Origin of the sequence: Corallococcus sp. CA054B, from assembly GCF_003611625.1 — a bacterium.
GTDB lineage: Bacteria > Myxococcota > Myxococcia > Myxococcales > Myxococcaceae > Corallococcus > Corallococcus coralloides.
In genome coordinates, this window is the sequence record NZ_RAVY01000193.1 from 1 (window position 1) to 18020 (window position 18020).

At 71.3% G+C, this 18020-nt stretch carries 11 protein-coding genes; 7 read left to right on the forward strand and 4 right to left on the reverse strand.

Features of this window, described 5'->3' with window-relative positions; genetic code table 11:
- The 6 genes from D7V80_RS33040 to D7V80_RS33065 all read left to right on the forward strand — a co-directional run.
- A partial coding sequence (locus tag D7V80_RS33040) for an FtsX-like permease family protein (RefSeq protein WP_120591913.1) occupies positions 1-1197 on the forward strand: 1197 nt, incomplete at its 5' end.
- 103 nt (positions 1198-1300) lie between these two features.
- Entirely contained in the window at positions 1301-1843 is a 543-nt protein-coding gene (locus D7V80_RS33045; RefSeq protein WP_120591903.1) for a hypothetical protein, read from the forward strand.
- A 114-nt stretch (positions 1844-1957) separates the two neighbouring features.
- Positions 1958-5893, forward strand: coding sequence for a DEAD/DEAH box helicase (locus D7V80_RS33050; protein ID WP_120591904.1), 3936 nt, complete (start codon positions 1958-1960; stop codon positions 5891-5893).
- A gap of 69 nt (positions 5894-5962) precedes the next feature.
- On the forward strand, positions 5963-7369 hold the full coding sequence (locus D7V80_RS33055; RefSeq protein ID WP_120591905.1) for a pitrilysin family protein: 1407 nt from the start codon (positions 5963-5965) through the stop codon (positions 7367-7369).
- Positions 7366-8883 carry a pitrilysin family protein gene (locus D7V80_RS33060; RefSeq protein ID WP_120591906.1) on the forward strand — a complete coding sequence of 506 codons (1518 nt, stop codon included), beginning with the start codon at positions 7366-7368 and terminating at the stop codon, positions 8881-8883. The genes D7V80_RS33055 and D7V80_RS33060 overlap by 4 nt, the downstream gene beginning before the upstream one ends.
- 163 nt (positions 8884-9046) lie before the next feature.
- Positions 9047-10663, forward strand: coding sequence for a fibronectin type III domain-containing protein (locus D7V80_RS33065; protein WP_147447288.1), 1617 nt, complete (start codon positions 9047-9049; stop codon positions 10661-10663).
- Positions 10664-10681: 18 nt separating this feature from the next.
- On the opposite strand, the gene D7V80_RS33070 is transcribed toward D7V80_RS33065, so the two are convergent.
- On the reverse strand, positions 10682-11878 hold the full coding sequence (locus D7V80_RS33070; RefSeq protein WP_120591908.1) for a DUF1615 domain-containing protein: 1197 nt from the start codon (positions 11876-11878) through the stop codon (positions 10682-10684).
- A 258-nt stretch (positions 11879-12136) separates the two neighbouring features.
- Here D7V80_RS33070 and D7V80_RS33075 point away from each other — a divergent pair, with 258 nt between their 5' ends.
- Positions 12137-14353, forward strand: coding sequence for a M4 family metallopeptidase (locus tag D7V80_RS33075; RefSeq protein WP_120591909.1), 2217 nt, complete (start codon positions 12137-12139; stop codon positions 14351-14353).
- Positions 14354-14472: 119 nt separating this feature from the next.
- On the opposite strand, the gene D7V80_RS33080 is transcribed toward D7V80_RS33075, so the two are convergent.
- The 3 genes from D7V80_RS33080 to D7V80_RS33090 form a co-directional block, all read right to left on the reverse strand.
- Positions 14473-15300: a hypothetical protein gene (locus D7V80_RS33080; protein ID WP_233585895.1), complete on the reverse strand. Its 828-nt coding sequence runs from the start codon at positions 15298-15300 to the stop codon at positions 14473-14475.
- Between the two features lie 93 nt (positions 15301-15393).
- The gene (locus D7V80_RS33085) at positions 15394-16203 is read right to left on the reverse strand and encodes a hypothetical protein (RefSeq protein ID WP_120591911.1); all 810 of its coding nucleotides are present in this window, start codon (positions 16201-16203) and stop codon (positions 15394-15396) included.
- A 1-nt stretch (position 16204) separates the two neighbouring features.
- Entirely contained in the window at positions 16205-18016 is a 1812-nt protein-coding gene (locus D7V80_RS33090; protein WP_120591912.1) for an acyl-CoA dehydrogenase, read from the reverse strand.
- Positions 18017-18020 lie beyond the last annotated feature (4 nt).

The window sequence follows — 18020 nt, forward strand, 5'->3', positions numbered from 1 at the left end:
CCTGGGGGGAGTTCCCGCGCCAACCGGCGACTGCGGGGGGCCCTGGTGGTGGCGGAGCTGGGGCTCACGCTCGTCCTGCTGGTAGGTGCAGGGCTGCTGGGACGGGCTTTCTTCCAGCTGATGGGGGCGTCCCCTGGGTTCGCGGTGGACCATGTCCTGACCGCGCACCTGGCCATCCCCCGGGAGCGGTTCGCGGACGGGGACCTGCCGCGGCGCCTGTTCGAGCCGGTGCTCGAGCAGGTGCGGGCACTGCCGGGAGTGCGTGCCGCGGGGATGACCTCGCTGCTGCCCATCCAGCGGGCCTGGAGCAACTTGCGCTACACGGTGGAGGGCGAGCCGCCCCCGGACCCCGGGGAGACGCCGTCGGCGGAGCGCCGCGCCTCCAGTCCCGGTTACTTCTCCGCGCTGGAGATTCCGCTGCTCGCGGGACGGGACTTCACCGCCCGGGACGCGGAGCCCGGGCAGCCGCCGGTCGTCATCGTGAACGAGACCCTGGCGCGCCGGCACTTCCCGGAAGGGAGCGCGCTGGGACGCAGGCTCCTGTTCGCCGGGGGGGCGGCCACCATCGTGGGGGTGGTGGGCGACGTGCGCCAGGCCGGGCTGGACAAGGTGCCGCTCGCGGAGCTGCACGTCCCCTACGGCAGGCCTTGGGGCGACAACGGGATGGTGCTGGTGCTGCGTACCGGGGGGGGCCCAGAAGGGCTCGCGCCGGCGCTCCGGGAGGTGGTGCGGCGGCTGGATTCGGACGTGCCGGTCCACCGTGCGCTGACGATGGAGCAGGTCATTGAGCAGTCGCTGGGCATGCGGCGGCTGGTGCTGTGGCTGCTGGGGGGCTTCGCCGTCGTGGCGCTGGTGCTCTCCTCGGCGGGGCTCTACGGCGTCATCTCCTATCTGGTGTCGCAACAGACGCGGGAGATTGGAATCCGCATGGCCCTGGGCGCGCGCTCCGCGGATGTGCTCTGGCTCGTCATGGGGCACGGTGCGTTGCTGGCGGGCGCGGGCATTGGGCTGGGGCTCGCGGGGGCGCTGGCGCTGGCTCGCGTCCTGGAGAGCCAGCTCTACGGCGTCACGGCCCACGACCCCCTCACGTTCGGAGGCGTGGCGGTTGTGCTCGGGGCGGTGGCGCTGCTGGCCTGCTGGCTCCCGGCCCGCCGGGCCACCCGGGTGGATCCGCTCCTGGCCATCCGCTCGGACTGATGGGGGCTTGCCCTGTCGCTGGCCTTGGGCCTCCCGGCCGACGCACCGGGTGCACATCCGGGCGCGACGCGGTAGATCGGGGACCCGGAGGTTCATCAACGCAATGGACGCGAACGTGGTGGCGGAGCTGGAGAAGGCGGGCGTGAAGGTGGAGGACCCCATGCGCCTGTTCATCCCCGTGGAACGGGACGAGCAGGGCCAGGTGAAGGTCGTGGGCGACGAGGTGCCCGTGCGCTTCGGTGACGTCACCGCCCACGTGCGCCTGCAGCCCATTTCCGCGCTGTGGACCGGCAACAAGCAGCCCCCAGACTTCTCCCGGCCTCCCTTCCCTGAGTACGAGCCGTTCTTCTTCCTCATCGAGGCCACCGCCGCCGGCTTCTGCCGCGACACCCGCCACGCGGAGGTCGACCAGGAGTTCTCCCAGCTCTACCGGCACCTCGTGCGCCGGCCCGACGGCCACCACAAGAACCCGCTTTTCTCCTACCTGCGCGCCGCCGCCCGCCTGTACCTGTCCCTGCGCGACGTCAGCCAGGCGGAGTTCGAGGCCGTCGCCCAGCGCCTCCACCAGTCCGCCAAGCTGCACGCGGGCCACGTCGGCAGCACGAACTACTTCCAGGCCGTGCTGCGGCAGGTGCTAGGCGCATAGCGTCCGTTGGGAGCGCTCGCCGGGCCGCCAGGTGCTCTTTCGCGGCGGATCCGGCGTGACGACTTGAAGTCAGGGCTCGCTGGAAGGCTACCTCATGGGTAGCTTTCTGGCTCGATGCCCGCGTCCTCCTCCACGCCAGAAGTCCTGATCGAGCAGCGCCTCACGGTGGACCACCTTCGCGAGGTGGCCGGTGAGCAGGTGCTCGAGCAGGCCCGGCGGTTGCTCGCCCGGAGAGCGGTGGACGTGCGTCCGCCTTCGTTGGGCCGCCTCCAGGGAACCGTCACCGAAGGGCGCGTGCACGCGTTCAACGCGACCATCACCGCGGAACCTGATTCCGAAGAGCTGCTGCTGGGGTGTGAATGCGACAGGTACTGGAACGAAGGGGTCTGCGCGCACGCGATCGCGGTCGGGCTTGAGTGGATCCGCGCCTCCGCTCCCCGTGGGCGAAAGCGCGTGTCGCCTCCTCGACCCACGCAGCCCGCCTCCCCGCGCCTCGCGAAGGCCCCTTCACGGCCCGCCACGCCCGACGCAGTCCAGGCATGGCTCGTGGAGCACCACGCCGCGCGTGCCCGCACGGTGCCCGTGGCGGTGCTGGCGCCCCTGTTGCCCGGGCCCTTCACCCGACGCTGGCTCCCCGTGCTGCGCAAGGCCACGGTGGTGGATGCGCTGGAGGGCACCTCGAAGCTGCGGCGCTTGAAGGACGCCAGCAAGGACGTCCTCGTGGAGGCAGCCTGGCACTGGGTGCGTGACGAGGCAGGACGCGTCTCTCGGGGACTGACCCGTGAAGCCTCCGCGAAACCCTTGCCGCCGCTGACGGATGACCGCCTCGCGCCGCTGAGGGATGTGCTGACGCGGGCCCGCGCGCGGATCCGCACCCAGGCCATGCCCCGGCTGCTGTCGCCATCACCCACGGTCACCCTCCAGGAGCGCCCCTTGCGGCTGCTCGTGACAGAGCCGGAACTGGCGGCGTGGACGCCCCCGGGGCCGCGCGCGTCCGGGGAGGACGGGGGGCACGTGGTGCTCGACCCTCGCGCCCTGATGGAGGGACGTCCCGGCCTGTCCTGTCCGTGCTCCCCCAAGGTGGCGGAGGCTTCCTGCGTCCACGCCTTGACCGCCGTGGACGCGGCGCTGGCGTTCCTGGTGCTGCCGAAGCAGGCCTCGCACGCCGCGAAACTGTCGGAGGGGCTGTTCGAAGCGCCGGGCCGTGAGCTGCTGTCCGCACTGGAGGCGTCGCTCCTGGACCGGGCGGTTCACGACACTCCAGCGACCGGCGACTTCGTCACCTTCCGGCTGGAGCCCGAGTCCTCGCGCGGCTGGCGGCTCCGGCCCTATCTGCACGTGCCTGCGAAGAAGGGCGGCCTTTCGCCGGGCCGCGCCGTCACCTGGTTTGACCGCGACAAGGCGCTCCGGACGCTCCAGGACCCGGATGAACGCCATGCCTGGTTGCTCCTCGACACGGAAGAGCGGATGGGCGGGGACGGCATGTACCTGGGGGCAGGCTTCGATGCGGCCGCGCCCTACACGCTGCTGCTCCAGGCCCTGCGCTCGCTCGCGCACAGCCCCCGCCTCCGCCTGCCCGGCGCTCCGGACGCGGCCGTGCGAGTGCGGGAAGCGCCGCTGGGCTTCGCCCTGGAAGAGGACGGAATGGCCCTGCGCCTGCGGCCGGCGGTGGACGGACGCCCTGTGCCCCCAGAGGCCATGACGCCACCTCCCGATGGGCCGGAGGCGCCCCAGCCCTGGCTGCTCGTGGAGCCCGGCGGGCCGAGCGTCACCCTGGTGTCCGTTCCCCTCGGCGCGGTGCCCCTGCTCGAGTCCCTGGCGCGCCACGGCGCCTACGTGTCCGAGCGCCAGCGCGAGGCTTTGCTGGGGCACCTTTCCGCGCTGGAGGCGGCCTTCCCCGTGGCGCTGCCCCCGTCCCTGGAGCCCCGCCCCGTGGAGGCCAGCCCGGGCCTGCTGGTGCGGCTTCGCGCGGTGGAGGATTCCGCGTTGGAGGTTTCGCTCCTCGTGAGGCCCCTTCCGGAGGCGCCTCCCCAGCCCGTGGGCGAGGGCGCTCCCGTGCTCCGAGGCCTGCGCGGCAAGGAGCGGGTCATGGTCCGGCGCGACCTGGACGCGGAGCGGAAGGAGGCGGACGCGCTCCTCGCACGTCTGTCATTGCCGGCCGGGGTGTATCACTTCACGCGCGACACCGCGGAGGATGCGCTCCAGTTCCTGGAGGCGCTGGAGCCGCTCGCGGGCCCCTCGGTGCGCGTGGAGTGGGCGGAGCAGCCGTGGACGGTGACGCGCGTGGAGACCGCGAACGTCCGGGTCCAGGTCCTGCGGGAGCACGACTGGTTCGGCGCGAAGGGGGGCGTGGAGCTGGACGGCACCCGCGTGGAGCTGGCGGTCCTGCTGGAGGCCGTGCGCCGCCGCCAGCGCTACGTCCCGCTGGGGAAGGGACGCTGGATGCGCCTCACGGAGGCGCTGCGCGAGCAGCTGACCCCGCTCGCGGACGTGGCCCATCCGGGGCGCAAGGGGCTGGAGGTGAGCGCCGCGGCGGCGCCCGTGCTCGACACACTGGAGAAGGCCGGCGCGCGAGTCCAGGCGCCTCCGGACTGGCGCCAGCTGGCGAAGCGCATCCGCGATGCCCACGCACGTCCGGTGCGCGTGCCCCGAAGCTTGAAGGCGGAGCTGCGCGACTATCAGCGCGAGGGCTTCACGTGGCTCGCGAAGCTGGCCTCATGGGGCGCGGGCGCGTGCCTCGCGGATGACATGGGATTGGGCAAGACGGTCCAGGCGCTGGCCCTGCTGCTGTCCCGCGCGGCGATGGGGCCCGCACTGGTGGTGGCGCCCACGTCCCTGCGCGGCAACTGGATGCGCGAGTCCGACCGCTTCGCGCCGTCCCTTCGAGTGCATGTCTGGCAGGACGCGGAGCGGGACGCCCTGCCATCCCTGCTGGGGCCCCGGGACGTGCTGATCATCAGCTACGGGCTGCTGACGCGGGATGCGGCGAAGCTCGCGGACGTGACGTTCGCCACGCTGGTGGTGGATGAAGCGCAGGCGGTGAAGAACCCGGACACGGCACGGGCCCGCGCGCTGCGCGGCGTGAAGGCCGAGGCCCGCGTGGCCCTCACCGGCACGCCGGTGGAGAACCGCCTGTCCGAGCTGTGGAGCCTCTACCACCTGCTCTTCCCCGGCCTGCTGGGCGGGCGCGAGGCCTTCCACTCGCGGTTCGCCGTTCCCATCGAGCGGGACCGGAGCGCGGACGCGCGCGCGTCCCTGGCCCGGCTGGTGCGCCCCTTCCTCCTGCGCCGCACGAAGGCCCAGGTGGCACGCGAGCTGCCCCCGCGCGTGGAGACCGTGGTGCCCGTCACCCTGTCGGACGCCGAGCGGCGCGTGTACGACGACGTGCGGCTCGCGGCCCTGGCCCGGCTGGGCGAGGGGACTCCTGGCGGGGACCAGCGCTTCGAGATGCTGGCCGCGCTCACCCGGCTGCGCTTGGCCGCCTGTCATCCCCGCCTGGTGGATCCGGACACGGGGCTGTCCTCCTCCAAGCTGGAGCGCGTGCTGGAGCGGGTGGACGAGCTGCTGGCGGAAGGGGGCCGCGCGCTCGTCTTCAGCCAGTTCGTGCGCCATCTGGCGCTGGTGCGCGACGCGCTGGAGGCCCGGGGCATCGCGTTCCAGTACCTGGATGGACGAACGCCCGCGGCGGAGCGGCAGGCCCGTGTAGAGGCCTTCCAGCGAGGGGAGGGGGCGCTCTTCCTCATCTCGCTCAAGGCGGGCGGCACCGGCCTCAACCTCACCGGCGCCGACCACGTGCTTCACCTGGATCCGTGGTGGAACCCCGCGGTGGAGGACCAGGCCTCCGACCGGGCCCACCGCATCGGGCAGACGCGCCCCGTCACCGTGTCGCGGTTCGTCTCCGAAGGCACCATCGAGGAGGCCATCCTCGCCCTCCACGCGGAGAAGCGGGAGCTGGCGGACAGCCTCCTGTCCGAGGCGGACGGCGCCGCCGCCTTGTCCCCCGCGCAGCTCCTGGGGCTGCTGCGCTTTGGTGGAATCCGCGAGGATTGAGCCCATCTGGAATAGGGTGCGCCTTCGCCCGTTCCCGGGCGCCGCCGTGGTCCCTCCCCAGGAGCAAGGATGTTCCGTCCGCCGTTGTCGTGGTTCGCCTGTCTGGCCCTCCTGGGTGCGCCCCAGGCCGGGGCCCAGGCCGTCTCCGAGCCTTCCGCGAAGCCCGCCGCTGGCTCCACCTCCGCCGCGAAGCTGGGCTCGGACATCCAGGCCCGCACGCTGAAGAACGGGCTCACCGTCATCGTCTGGCCGGACCACGACATCCCCAACGTGGCGCTCGCCAACTGGTTCCGCGTGGGCAGCCGCAACGAGCGCCCCGGCATCACCGGCCTGTCCCACTTCTTCGAGCACATGATGTTCAACGGCGCGAAGAAGTACGGCCCCGGTGAGTTCGACCGCGTCATGGAGGCCAACGGCGGCTCCAACAACGCCTTCACCTCCGAGGACGTCACCGTCTACCTGGACTGGTTCCCCGCCTCCGCGCTGCCCCTCATCCTCGACCTGGAACAGGACCGGCTCCAGTCGCTCTCCTTCGACCCCAAGGTCATCGAGTCCGAGCGCGGCGTCGTCTACTCCGAGCGCCGCTCGGGCGTGGACAATGACAACAACGGCGCGCTCCAGGAGCAGCTGCAGGCCACCGCCTTCGTCGCGCACCCGTACCAGATTCCCGTCATCGGCTGGCCGTCCGACATCGAGTCCTGGCGCATGGAGGACCTCCAGCGCTACTTCAAGACGTACTACGCCCCCAACAACGCCACGCTCGTCCTCGCGGGCGACCTGGATCCGGCCCGCGTCTTCGAGCAGGTGGAGGCCACGCTGGGCACCATCCCCTCGCAGCCCGCGCCAGAGCCCGTGCGCACCAGGGAGCCTGAACAGCAGGGCGAGCGGCGCATCGTCGTGAAGAAGCTGGCGCAGTCCCCGCTGCTCCAGGTCGCCTACCACGGCCTCGCCGCCAACGACCCGGACATCGAGACGCTGGAGCTGCTGGGCCTCATCCTCACGCACGGGGACTCGTCGCGCCTGCACCGCAAGCTGGTGGACGAGGCGCGCGTGGCCATCCGCGTCCGGAGCTCCACCGCCGGGGGCTTCGACCCGTTCCTCGTCTGGTTCTCCGTGGACCTGACGCCGGGCGGTGACCTGGCGAAGACCGAGGCGCTGCTCAACGCGGAGCTGGCCCGCGTGGTGAAGGACGGCGTCACCGACGCGGAGCTGCGCAAGGCGCGCAACGTGGCCCTGTCCACCTTCTGGCGCAAGCTGGAGACCAACAGCGGCCGCGCCCGCGAGCTGGGCAACGCCGCCACCTTCCGGGGAGACTGGAAGGCCCTGCTCGACGCGCCCGCGCGCTACGAGCAGGTCACCCGCGACGGCGTGAAGGCGCTGGCCGCCCGCATCTTCAACCCCGACCGCCGCACCGTGGGCTGGCTCGTCCCCACCACGGCTCCCGCCGCCCCGGCCAACAAGGAGGCCGCGCGATGAACGCTCTCTTCCGTCCCCGCCCGCTGCGCTCCGCCCTCGCCGCGCTGCTGTTCACCTCCGCGTGCGCGACCGCGCCGACGCCCGCTCCCACCGCCGCGCCCACGCCGCCTCCTTCGGCGCCGGAGACCCCGGCCACGCCCGCGCCCGCGGTCCCGCTGTCCACGAAGGGCGTGACGCTGCCGGAGACGACCTCCGTCACGCTGAAGAACGGCGTGCGGTTGCTCCTCGTGGAGAAGCACGAGCTGCCGCTGGTGTCCTTCAGCGCGTGGCTCAAGGGCGGCGCCGTCACCGACCCCGCCGGCAAGGAGGGCCTGGCCGCGCTCACCGCCGAGCTGCTCCAGAAGGGCGCGGGCTCCCGCAACGCCCAGCAGTTCGCCGACGCCGTGGACGGCGTGGGCGGCGAGCTGGAGATCACGCCCGGGCGCGAGGCGCTCGTCCTCAACGGCAGCTTCCAGTCCCGCGACACCGCGCTGATGGTGGAGCTGCTGTCGGACATGCTCGTGCGCCCCCGCTTCGACGCGCAGGAGCTGGAGAAGGCCCGCGCGCTGCGCGTGTCGGAGATCGCCTCCGCCAAGGACGGCGACCCGCGCGCGCTCATCGGCGTGTACTTCAACGCCTTCCACTTCCCCTCGCACCCGTACGGCGGATCCGCGGTGGGCAGTGAGGCGTCGCTGCCGGGCATCAGCCGGAGCGACGTGCTCGGCTGGGCGAAGGCGAACCTGGGCGGGGACCGGCTCATCCTCTCCGTCGTGGGCGACTTCGACGCGAAGCAGCTGGCCGCGAAGCTGGAGGCCGCGCTGGGCGGATGGGCGCCGGCGGCACAGCCGCTCGCCGCGGTGCCCCCCACCGCGCCCACGAAGGGCCGCCACGTGCTGCTGGTGGACAAGCCCGACGCCACCCAGACCTACTTCGCCATTGGCAACACGGGCATCCGCCGCACCGACCCGGACCGCGTCGTGGCGGAGCTGGGCAACACCGTGCTGGGAGGCCGCTTCACCTCGCTGCTCAACACCGAGCTGCGCGTGAAGACCGGCCTCACCTACGGTGCGCGCTCCGCGCTGGCCACGGCGCTCCAGCCCGGCACCATCATCCTCACGTCCTATACCCAGACGGCTTCCACGGGCCGTGCCATCGACCTGGCACTGGATGTGCTCGCGCGCTACCGCCAGGACGGCATGGATGACGCCATGCTCGCCTCCGCCAAGGCCTACGTGCTGGGGCAGTTCCCGCCGACGCTGGAGACCGGGGAGCAGCTGGCCATGAAGCTGTCGGAGCTGGCCTTCTTCGGCATGGGCGAACAGGACGTGAACGGGTTCGCGGACGCCGTGTCCGCTTCCACCCGTGGCAGCGTGCACACCGTGCTCCAGCGCGTCCTGCCCGCCCAGGAGGACCTGACGTTCGTCCTCATTGGCAAGGCGGAGGCCCTGCGCGACGTGGCCCGCAAGTACGGCCCCGTCACGGAGATGAAGATCTCCGACAAGCGCTTCGCCCCGCCGACGGCGCCGGGCCGGTAGATGCCAGACGGAGGTGGGCGCAATCCTTGAATTGCGCCCACTGGAATTACCCATCAAAAAGTAAATATCAAGGAAGTCAGACCCTTCGCGTATAGCTTGGCGGTGTCTGGTCGGGGCCGGGACCGGACAATCACTGCCAGATTCCTGTCACGAAGGGGCATCCATGTCCTTGCGACGTCTGTCTTTGTTGCTCGTCCCCACCTGCGCGGCCTGGTTGGGCTGCGGCGAAGCCCCGCCTCCCTCCGAGGAGGTGAACCCTCCCGGAATCGCCATGGACCCCCGCGAGGGGACCGCGGTCATCACCAACGAGGACATGCTGCCGGGCTGTGGCGAGCCCGATGCGGGCTCCGGTCCGGTGGACGCGGGCACGTCCGTACTGGTGACGGCGGACACGCGCTTCCACTCCAGCGCCGGGGTGACGCGGGTGCCCCAGAACCTGGCCGGCCGCGACCTGGAGATCCTCGTCCCCAACGGCATCGCCTTCGACCGGTACACCGGCACGCCGGTGGCGGGGGGCATGCGCTTCGACAACGTTCCGGACGGTGAGTACTTCCTGCGCTCGAGCCGGAGCTACTTCCTCACTCGCGAGCGCCGCTTCGACCTGGGCATCAACCGCATCGGCCGGCCGGACGCGGTCTATCTGCCGCAGACCGACTCCCCCGTGTCCGCGGAGCTCTTCAACCTGGAACCCTGGCAGGACTATTCGTCCATCTCCGAGCCGGGCACCTCCGTGCAGCTCATCAGCGCGGACGTGGACCTGTACAGCTCGTTGTACGTGTGGGCCCAGCCCGGCGACACGTCCATCATCGACCCGTACGCCTCCGCGTTCATCAGCACCGGCTACGGGGCGCCCGTCCTGGATGCGTCGAAGGGCGACCGCATCTACGTGAACCAGCTCAACTCCGTGCAGGCCGGGACGCTGCCGAGCGGCGGGCCCCTGGCGTACCAGTCGCTGGTGAGCAGCGCGCACCTGCCGTCGTTCTCGTTCACGCCGGACGGCACCACTCCGCTGCCGCTGGCGGCCACGTTGGAGCCCGTGAGGCAGACGCCCTTCTCCCTGGAGTGGCGCCTGAACCAGTTCACCCGCTGGCGCTCGGACGCGAACCCCAGCGGCACGCTCAACTATCCCTCGTTGTCGCTGGTGCCCGCGCCGTTCGGCTACCAGCACGGCTGGGTGGGCTACCAGGGGGAGCTGTTCAACATGTGGCTGCCGCGCGGCGAGGATGGCGTCATCGCGAGCCGCCTGGCCTACGGCAATCCCTATCCGTCCAGCTGGGGCGTGGTGGGCACCGCCGGCTATTCGTTCCGGTCTCCGACGCCCGTCGTCGTGGGGAACCGGATCCACTATCCCAGTGGCAACATCTACGTCACCGACCGGCTGGATCACCTCATCGCCGGTCCCATCCAGCCGCCCGTCTCGCCGCCGCGGGATCTGCGCATCGACGGCATGGACGCCTATGTGTCGCGCGTGGTGGGCACCAACCAGCCCCTCATCTCCTGGCGGCCTCCCGTCCTGGGCACGGCCCGGAACTACGTGGTGTCCGTCATCCAGTTGACCGCCGCCTCCGGCGCCAACCCGACGCTGCGCTTCTACGTGCCCGGTGACCGGACGCATGTCCGCCTGCCGCCGGGCCTGCTCCTGCCCGCGTCGACCTACTACGTGCGGGTGATGGCGGAGGGCTCGCCGAACCATGAGCCCTCGCGCTCCCCGTACATCACCGCGGAGCTGCTGCCCATCATCACCGCGGACACGTTCAGCGCCGCCTTCACCACGCCGTAGTCCCGGCGTGGCGGCCCGCTACCGCGCAGGCTGGCGGTGGCGGGCCATGCACCGCTGGTAGCGGGCATCCACCGACTTCGCGAACCACGCGGTGGAGCGCTCCCCGCTCAGCTTCACGCTCTTGAGCGTCACCTGGGGCAGCTGGGCGTAGGCGGGCGTCTGCCCCATCCGGTTCGCGTACACGCGCTTCACCGCCAGGTATGTGTCCGTCTTCTCGAAGTCCGCCGTCTTCTCCTCCTTCACGTCCCGGCGCACCCGGCGCTCGCTCAGGTCCGGCGCGTAGCGCTCTCGGAAGAGGAGCAGCGCCTTGAGGCTCTGGCTGTCCTCGCCGCGCGGCTCACCGTCCTTGTCGTACAGCTGGAGGTCGCCGTCGGTCGCCAGGGCGACGCCGGTGAGCCGGCTGACCTGGGCCTGGAGCGCGGCGTTGCGCGAGCTGTAGACGCCGCTGTTGTAGTCCGCGAAGCGGTAGAGCGGTGCGTCGTACGCGGCCTCGAAGCCCAGGAGCCGGGCGGTGCCGTAGCGCACGCCGCCCGCGCGCGTGTAGAGCGACTCGCGCACCGCCACCGGATCCGCGTCCGGGCCCGCCTTCTCCACCGCGTAGCGCACGCTGACCTGCATGGAGCCCGCGGTGGTGACGGGGTTCTGCCCCGCGAACGAGGACGGACCGAACAGCGAGCTGGCCAGGTCCGCGGCCGCGTACGCCGCCGGGTACTCCTCCTCGTAGTAGGCCAGCATGTCCCGGAAGAGCCGGTCCAGGTCCCGTTCGGTGCGCAGGGTGTCCAGCCGCGCCCCGAAGGTGCGCTTCGCCCCCTTCGGCTTCGCCGCGAGCACGTCCCCCAGCAGCCGCCGCCCCACGGGGCCCAGCCGTCCCGCGGTGCTGTCCAGCCTCTGACGCACCATTTTGGGCAGCCCCGGCACCGCGGGGTCCGCCTGGAAGCCGGACTCCTGTTCGATGATGGCCAGCACCTGACACACCTCCGACGCCGCGGCGGGAATCGCCTCCGCGTCCAGCGCCGCCAGCACGTCGCCCGCCCATCCCTCGCGCTCCGCCCCTTTCACCTTCGCGGGCAGGAGCCTCGCCACCTGCGCCACCGACAACGTGGGCGGCGCTGGCACCTGGGTCACCACCGGCGCTCGGGACGCGCAGGCCGTGAGCGCCAGCAGCGCCCCCACGCACAGCCCTTCGGTCCACCGGCGCCCGGCGCTCCGCGTCATGTCAGCCCCCTGAGGCAGTCTTCCGCCCGTCTCATGAAACATTTTTTGAGACATCCCGGAGGCAGGTTCGTTCCCTCGGGAGAGCCGGTGAAGAGCTGCAAAGCTGTTGAAATTTTACAGAACGGCAATTCAGGTTCTCTTGGCTTGAGCGGCAGGGCTGGTGAAAGTGACTAAACGTACTTTCTCCAAAAAGTAGTTGCCCTGATGATTTCAAGTGTGTCACGTATCATCCCGCTGTTTCTTCATGGAGGTATCGCGTTGGCTCATCGACTGTTGAAGACGATTGGCGCGGCCTGGTTGGGCGTGGCTCTGACGGCGTGCGGTACGCAGGGCTCCTCGGGGGAGGAGGTGCAGGCGCCTGGGCAGGAGAGGTCGGGCGAGGACATCCAGAGCACGCTGAACGCGCTCGGTGGCGCCCAGGTGGTGGGCGTGCACGCGGACGGCATCCCGGACAGCATCCAGGGCGAGCTGGGCCGGGTGGCGCTGACGCTGAACACGCTGGACGCGAGCCGCCAGGCGGTGGCGAGCGTGGCGCCGGCGTTCCGGCTGAACGCGGATGACATGGTGCTGCGCAAGTCGCGCACCGACGAGATGGGCAACCAGCACCTGCGCTTCACGCAGACCAAGAACGGCCTGGAGGTCGTCGGCGGCGAGCTGGTGGTGCACGTTCGTCCGGACGGCTCGGTGTACGGGGCGAACGGCTCCGCGCGCGACGGCCTGAACGTGTCCGCGCTGCCGCGCATCGCGGCCGCGTCCGCGCGTGAGGCGGCGCTGAGCGCGACGGTGGGCACGGGCCTGGAGGCCCAGGGTGCTCCCCGCCTGGTGTACGTGCGCACCGAGGAAGGCGCGCTGCGCCTGGCGTACGAAGTGACGGTGACGGGTGAGAACAACCTGATGCCGCTGCGCGACCGCGTGTACGTGAGCGCCCAGGACGGCTCCGTCGTGCTGCGCGCGCCGCAGATCCACTCGGCCATCAACCGCCGGGTGTACAGCGCGAACAACGGCACCAGCACCCCGGGCACGCTCAAGCGCAGCGAGGGCCAGGCGGCCGTCGGTGACTCGCACGTCGACATCAACTACGACATGCTGGGCTACACCTACGACTGCTACAAGGTGCTCTTCAACCGCGACTCGCTGGACAACGCGGGCACGGCGCTCATCAGCACGGTGCACTACAGCCGCAACTACGTGAACGCCTACTGGGACGGCACCCAGATGGTGTACGGCGACGGCGACGGCGTGAACTCCATCGAGCTGGGCAAGGACGCGGACGTCACCGTCCACGAGCTGACCCACGCCGTGACGGAGCACGAGTCCAACCTCATCTACTCCGGCCAGTCCGGCGGCCTCAACGAGGCGATGTCCGACACGTTCGGCGCCGTCTGCGAGAGCCGCGTGAACAACTGGAGCACGACGGCGGACGTCTGGATGGTGGGCGAGGACGTGTGGACGCCGGGCACGGCGAACGACGCCCTGCGCTACATGGATGACCCGGCGAAGGACGGCGTGTCCAAGGACTGGGCGCCCAACGTGACGTCCAGCACGGACGTGCACTACAGCTCCGGCGTGCCGAACCTGGCGTTCGCGCTGCTCTCCAAGGGTGGCACGCACCCGCGCGGCCGCAGCACCATCAACGTGCCGGCCATCGGCGTCGAGAAGGCCGCCCGCATCTGGTACTACGCCAACACCAACCTGTTCACGGCGAGCACCACGTTCGTGCAGGCCAAGAACTGGACGGTCCAGGCCGCCGCGGCGCTGGGCTACACCGCGGCCGAGCAGGCTGCCGTGACGGCCGCCTGGGAAGCGGTGGGCGTGGGCGTGACGGTGCCGCCCCCGACCTCCACCCCGCTGACCAACGGCACCGCGGTGACGGTGTCCGACAGCACGGGCAACAACAAGTACTACTCGCTGGTGGTCCCCTCGGGCGCCACGGCCCTGACGTTCACCATCTCCGGTGGCACGGGTGACGCGGACCTGTACGTGAAGTTCGGCGCGGTGCCGGACTCGGCCACCTACGACTGCCGTCCGTACCAGTCCGGCAACGCGGAGACGTGCACCATCACCAACATCCAGGCGGGCACGTACTACGTGATGCTGAACGCCTACTCCTCGTACTCGAACGTGACGCTGAAGGGCTCCTACACCCCCGGCGGTGGCGGTGGCGGCAACACGCTGCAGAACAACGTCCCGGTGACGGGCATCTCCGGCGCCTCGGGCTCCTTCACCAGCGAGTGGATCACGCTGGACGTGCCGGCGAACAAGCGGGTCACCATCACCACCACGGGTGGCACGGGCGACGCGGACCTGTTCGTGAAGTTCGGCTCCTCGCCGACGACCGCCTCGTACGACTGCCGTCCGTACCTGTCCGGCAACAACGAGACGTGCAACATCACCAAGACGACCGCGGGCAAGTACTACGTGAAGATCCGTGGCTACACCGCCTACTCGGGCGTGACGCTCAAGGCCGTCTGGTAGTCGCATCCGCATCCATCCCGGCTCCCTTCGCGTGAAGGGAGCCCGGGACGAAGACAGGCACCCGGGGAGCCTCATGGCTTCCCGGGTGTCGTCGTTTCAGGTGTTGGCGGAGGCGTGGGCTAGCGCCGCACCTGCACGTCGCGCGCGACGGTGCGGCCGCCCATGAGCACGAACTGCGCGCGCACCGGGGTGCCCTCCTGGAGTTCCTTGAGGGGCACGCGCTGGCCCTGGCGCAGGCCGCGACTGCGCTGGTCGAGCTGGAGCTCGTAGACGGTGCCCTCGCCGTCGCGCACGTGCAGGGTGTTCCTGCCCACGCGCGTCACCCGGCCGCTCACCGTGCTGGACGCGATGATGACCTGCTCCAGCGGCCGGTTGGCGGAGGTGTCCGTCACCGCCGCCTGCGCCGCCTTGGCCGCGCCCTCGTACCAGGCCTCGTCGTCGCTGGCCTGCACGGCCTGGGCGCCAATCATCACCCGGCCCTCGGCGGGCGCCTGCGTCGCGGGCGCGCCGTCCCGGTTGGGCTGGGGCTGCTGTTGGGCGTTGGCCTGCTGGGCGTTCGGATTCGCCGGGGCGGCCTGCTGGGGCCGGGCGGCGTTCGGATTGGCCTGGGCGTTCCGGCGGGCCGGGGCCTGCGCCGTGGTGCCCTGCGCGGGCTCGTTGACGCGGGGGCCGGGCAGCGGCCGGGCACCGGGAGGAGGAGGCGCCGTGTCCGGAGGCACCTGTGCGTTCGCCGCGGGCCGCGCGTCGCCACTGGGGGCGCGGTTGTTGTCCACCGTGTTCTGCGCCAGCGCGGGCGTGGCCGGCACCATCAGTCCGCCGCTCGCGGAGTCGCGGGTCTGCATCGTCGCCGGTGCCGCGGGCACCGTGTCCTCGGTGTCATGCTCCTGACAGCCGGAAGCAAGCGAGCACAGCCCCACCATCCCCAACCACATCCAACGTCCACCCATCCGCCAACCCTCCCGCAGGCGAACCTGCGGACGACCCCCTGCCGTTGCAAGCGTCAGACGTGCGACGGGGTGTTGGCTTCTGGATGGCGCAGGCTACGCGGGGAAGGTGGCGGCCACGGCGCGCACGTGCTCGCGCACCAGCGCCCTGGCGGCGAGCAGCTCCGTCGCATCCGAGGGCGTGTAGCCCAGGCACAGCACCACGTCGTCCTCGGGGGCGGCGCGCGTGCCCAGCGCCGCGTAGTCGAGCGAGCGCGGCGCGGGTTCGCCTTCCGTGTCATGGGTGAAGCGGCCGAACACGGCGGACTGCCCGTCGCGGCCGGGCGCCGTCTCCTTGAGGGCGAAGAGGTGGCGCACGGCGGCGAGCGATTCGGGACGCTCGCGCAGGAGGTCCGGGGACGCGGGGCCTCCCAGCTCCCACTCGAGGAGCTTCAGGCAGCCGCGCACGAACTCCACGTCGGTGATGACGAGGCCGTAGAGGTACCAGTCCGCGCAGGCTGCCTGGACCAGCCGGGCCTGCGCGTCGGTGAGCCAGCCGAAGGACGGGCAGGTGAACGTCTCACAGACGGTGGCGCGGTAGACGCCGCAGTCGCGCAGGTCCGTGCCGCCCGTCACCAGCGGGTGGCCCAGGCAGCCCACGCGCTGGTGCTCCGCGTCCAGGAAGCCCAGCAGGGGACACACCCGCACGATGGGGAAGAGCGCGGGGGCGTCCCGGTTCGCGGTGAGTTCGCGCGCGGCCTCGCCGTAGGCCTCGGGCGTGTGGGGCGTGCGGGAGAGCCGCTCCGTCTGCGCCGTGAGCCTGCGGGTCAGCGCCGCGCGCGAGTGGTCGCGGAAGTTGTAGAGGCCGCAGCAGGCACCGCACGAGGCGCCCTTCCCGGGCTGGCACAGGTGGAAGGAGACGGACATGTCAGAACCAGTCCGGACGCATGCGCGCGTAGGAGTCCTCGCCCGTGCGGCACAGGTGGGCGAGCAGCGGCACGCGCGGCACCTCCACCGCGAACCAGTACTGCGCGGCGGCGAGCTTGCCCTCGTAGAAGGCGGTGTCCTCCGGTGAGGGCGCGCGAGAGAGTCCTTCCTTCGCGGCGGCTGCCTGCGCGAGCCAGCGCCACGCCACGGCCACCACGCTGAAGAGTTCCAGGAAGTCCGTGCTGTGCCGGAGCATCACGTCCACCTCGCCCGCCATGCCTCGCGCTCCCAGCTCCAGCGTGAGGGATGCGGCCTGCTGGAGCGCGTCTTCCAATGCATCGCTCCAGGCGGGCGCCACGCCCGCGGCGCGGGCTCGGGCGGTGGTGGCCCGCACCTCCTCGTCGAGCGCCTGGAGCGCGGCGCCGCCCTCCGCCACCGCCTTGCGTCCGAGGAGGTCCAGGCCCTGGATGCCGGTGGTGCCCTCGTGGATGCTGTTGAGCTTCTGGTCTCGCAGCCACGCTTCCGGGAGGTACTCGCTGGAGTAGCCGTAGCCGCCGTGGATCTGGAGCGCGAGCGCGTTGGATTCGAAGCCCTTCTCCGCGGGGAACGTCTTGGCGATGGGGGTGAGCAGGTCCAGCAGCAGCTGCGCGCGCTTGCGCGTGGCTTCGTCCGGGGCGTGGTGCGCGAGGTCCGCCTGGGTGGAGGTGGTGAGCAGGAGCGCGAGGCCACCCTCCACGATGGACTTCTGGCGCAGCAGCATGCGCCGCACGTCCGCGTGCTCGATGATGGGGGACTGGGCGCGCGTGGTGTCGCGGATGCCGGCGGGGCGGCCCTGGGGGCGCTCACGCGCGTAGGCGAGCGACTCCTGGTAGGCGACGGCGGCGGTGGACACGCCGTTGAGGCCCACCATGATGCGCGCCTCGTTCATCATCTGGAACATGCACGCGAGCCCGCGTCCGGGCTGGCCCACGAGCCAGCCGTGACAGTCATTGGCTTCGCCGAAGTTGAGGACGAGGCTGGGCAGGCCGCGCCAGCCAATCTTGTGGATGACGCCGGCCACCTGGACGTCGTTGGGGACGAAGGTGTCCCCCTGGGGCCTCTTCGCGGGCACGGCGAAGAGGGACACGCCGCGCGTGCCGCCCTCCGCGCCCTCGATGCGGGCGAGGGTGAGGTGCACGACGTTGTCGGTGAAGTCCTGGTCGCCGCTGCTGATGAAGATTTTGGAGCCCTGGAGGCGGTAGGAGCCGTCCGGCGCGGGCGTGGCGCGCGTCTTCACGTCCGCGAGGCTGCTGCCGGCCTGGGGCTCGGTGAGGGCCATGGTGCCGGTCCACTCGCCGCGGTACAGCCGGGCCATGAAGGTGTCACGCAGGAAGGGCGTGCCGAAGACCTCCAGCAGGTGCGCGGCGCCAATCGTGAGGCCCAGGTAGCCATAGGCGCTCAGGTTGGCGGCCATGAGGTAGGCGCTGGCCACGGCGTGCACGGTGAGCGGGAGCTGCTGGCCGCCGACGCCGGGAGGGCGGGTGGCGGTGAGCAGGCCCAGGTCGACCATGCCCGCGTAGAGCGAGCGCATGGCGGGATGGACGCGCACGCGGCCGTGTTCGAAGACGGGCGGGGCGGCGTCCATGGGCCGGTAGGTGGGGGCGAGCACCTCGCGGGCGAAGCGGCGGGTGCTGTCCAGGAGGAGCGCGAAGGTGTCGCGCGAGTGCTCCTGGAAGGCGGGCAGCGCGCAGAGGGCGGTGGTGTCCAGCGCTTCGTAGAGCTGGAAGTCCACGTCGCGGTCCGACAGCAGGGGGTTGGGGCGGGGCACGCTCATGCCC

Bases quoted from the DNA above. Each gene is read 5' to 3' on its own strand.
- D7V80_RS33045 (WP_120591903.1), top strand. From the start codon at position 1,301: ATGGACGCGAACGTGGTGGCGGAGCTGGAGAAGGCGGGCGTGAAGGTG.
- D7V80_RS33050 (WP_120591904.1), top strand. From the start codon at position 1,958: ATGCCCGCGTCCTCCTCCACGCCAGAAGTCCTGATCGAGCAGCGCCTC.
- D7V80_RS33055 (WP_120591905.1), top strand. From the start codon at position 5,963: ATGTTCCGTCCGCCGTTGTCGTGGTTCGCCTGTCTGGCCCTCCTGGGT.
- D7V80_RS33060 (WP_120591906.1), top strand. From the start codon at position 7,366: ATGAACGCTCTCTTCCGTCCCCGCCCGCTGCGCTCCGCCCTCGCCGCG.
- D7V80_RS33065 (WP_147447288.1), top strand. From the start codon at position 9,047: ATGTCCTTGCGACGTCTGTCTTTGTTGCTCGTCCCCACCTGCGCGGCC.
- D7V80_RS33070 (WP_120591908.1), bottom strand. From the start codon at position 11,878: ATGACGCGGAGCGCCGGGCGCCGGTGGACCGAAGGGCTGTGCGTGGGG.
- D7V80_RS33080 (WP_233585895.1), bottom strand. From the start codon at position 15,300: ATGGGTGGACGTTGGATGTGGTTGGGGATGGTGGGGCTGTGCTCGCTT.
- D7V80_RS33085 (WP_120591911.1), bottom strand. From the start codon at position 16,203: ATGTCCGTCTCCTTCCACCTGTGCCAGCCCGGGAAGGGCGCCTCGTGC.
- D7V80_RS33090 (WP_120591912.1), bottom strand. From the start codon at position 18,016: ATGAGCGTGCCCCGCCCCAACCCCCTGCTGTCGGACCGCGACGTGGAC.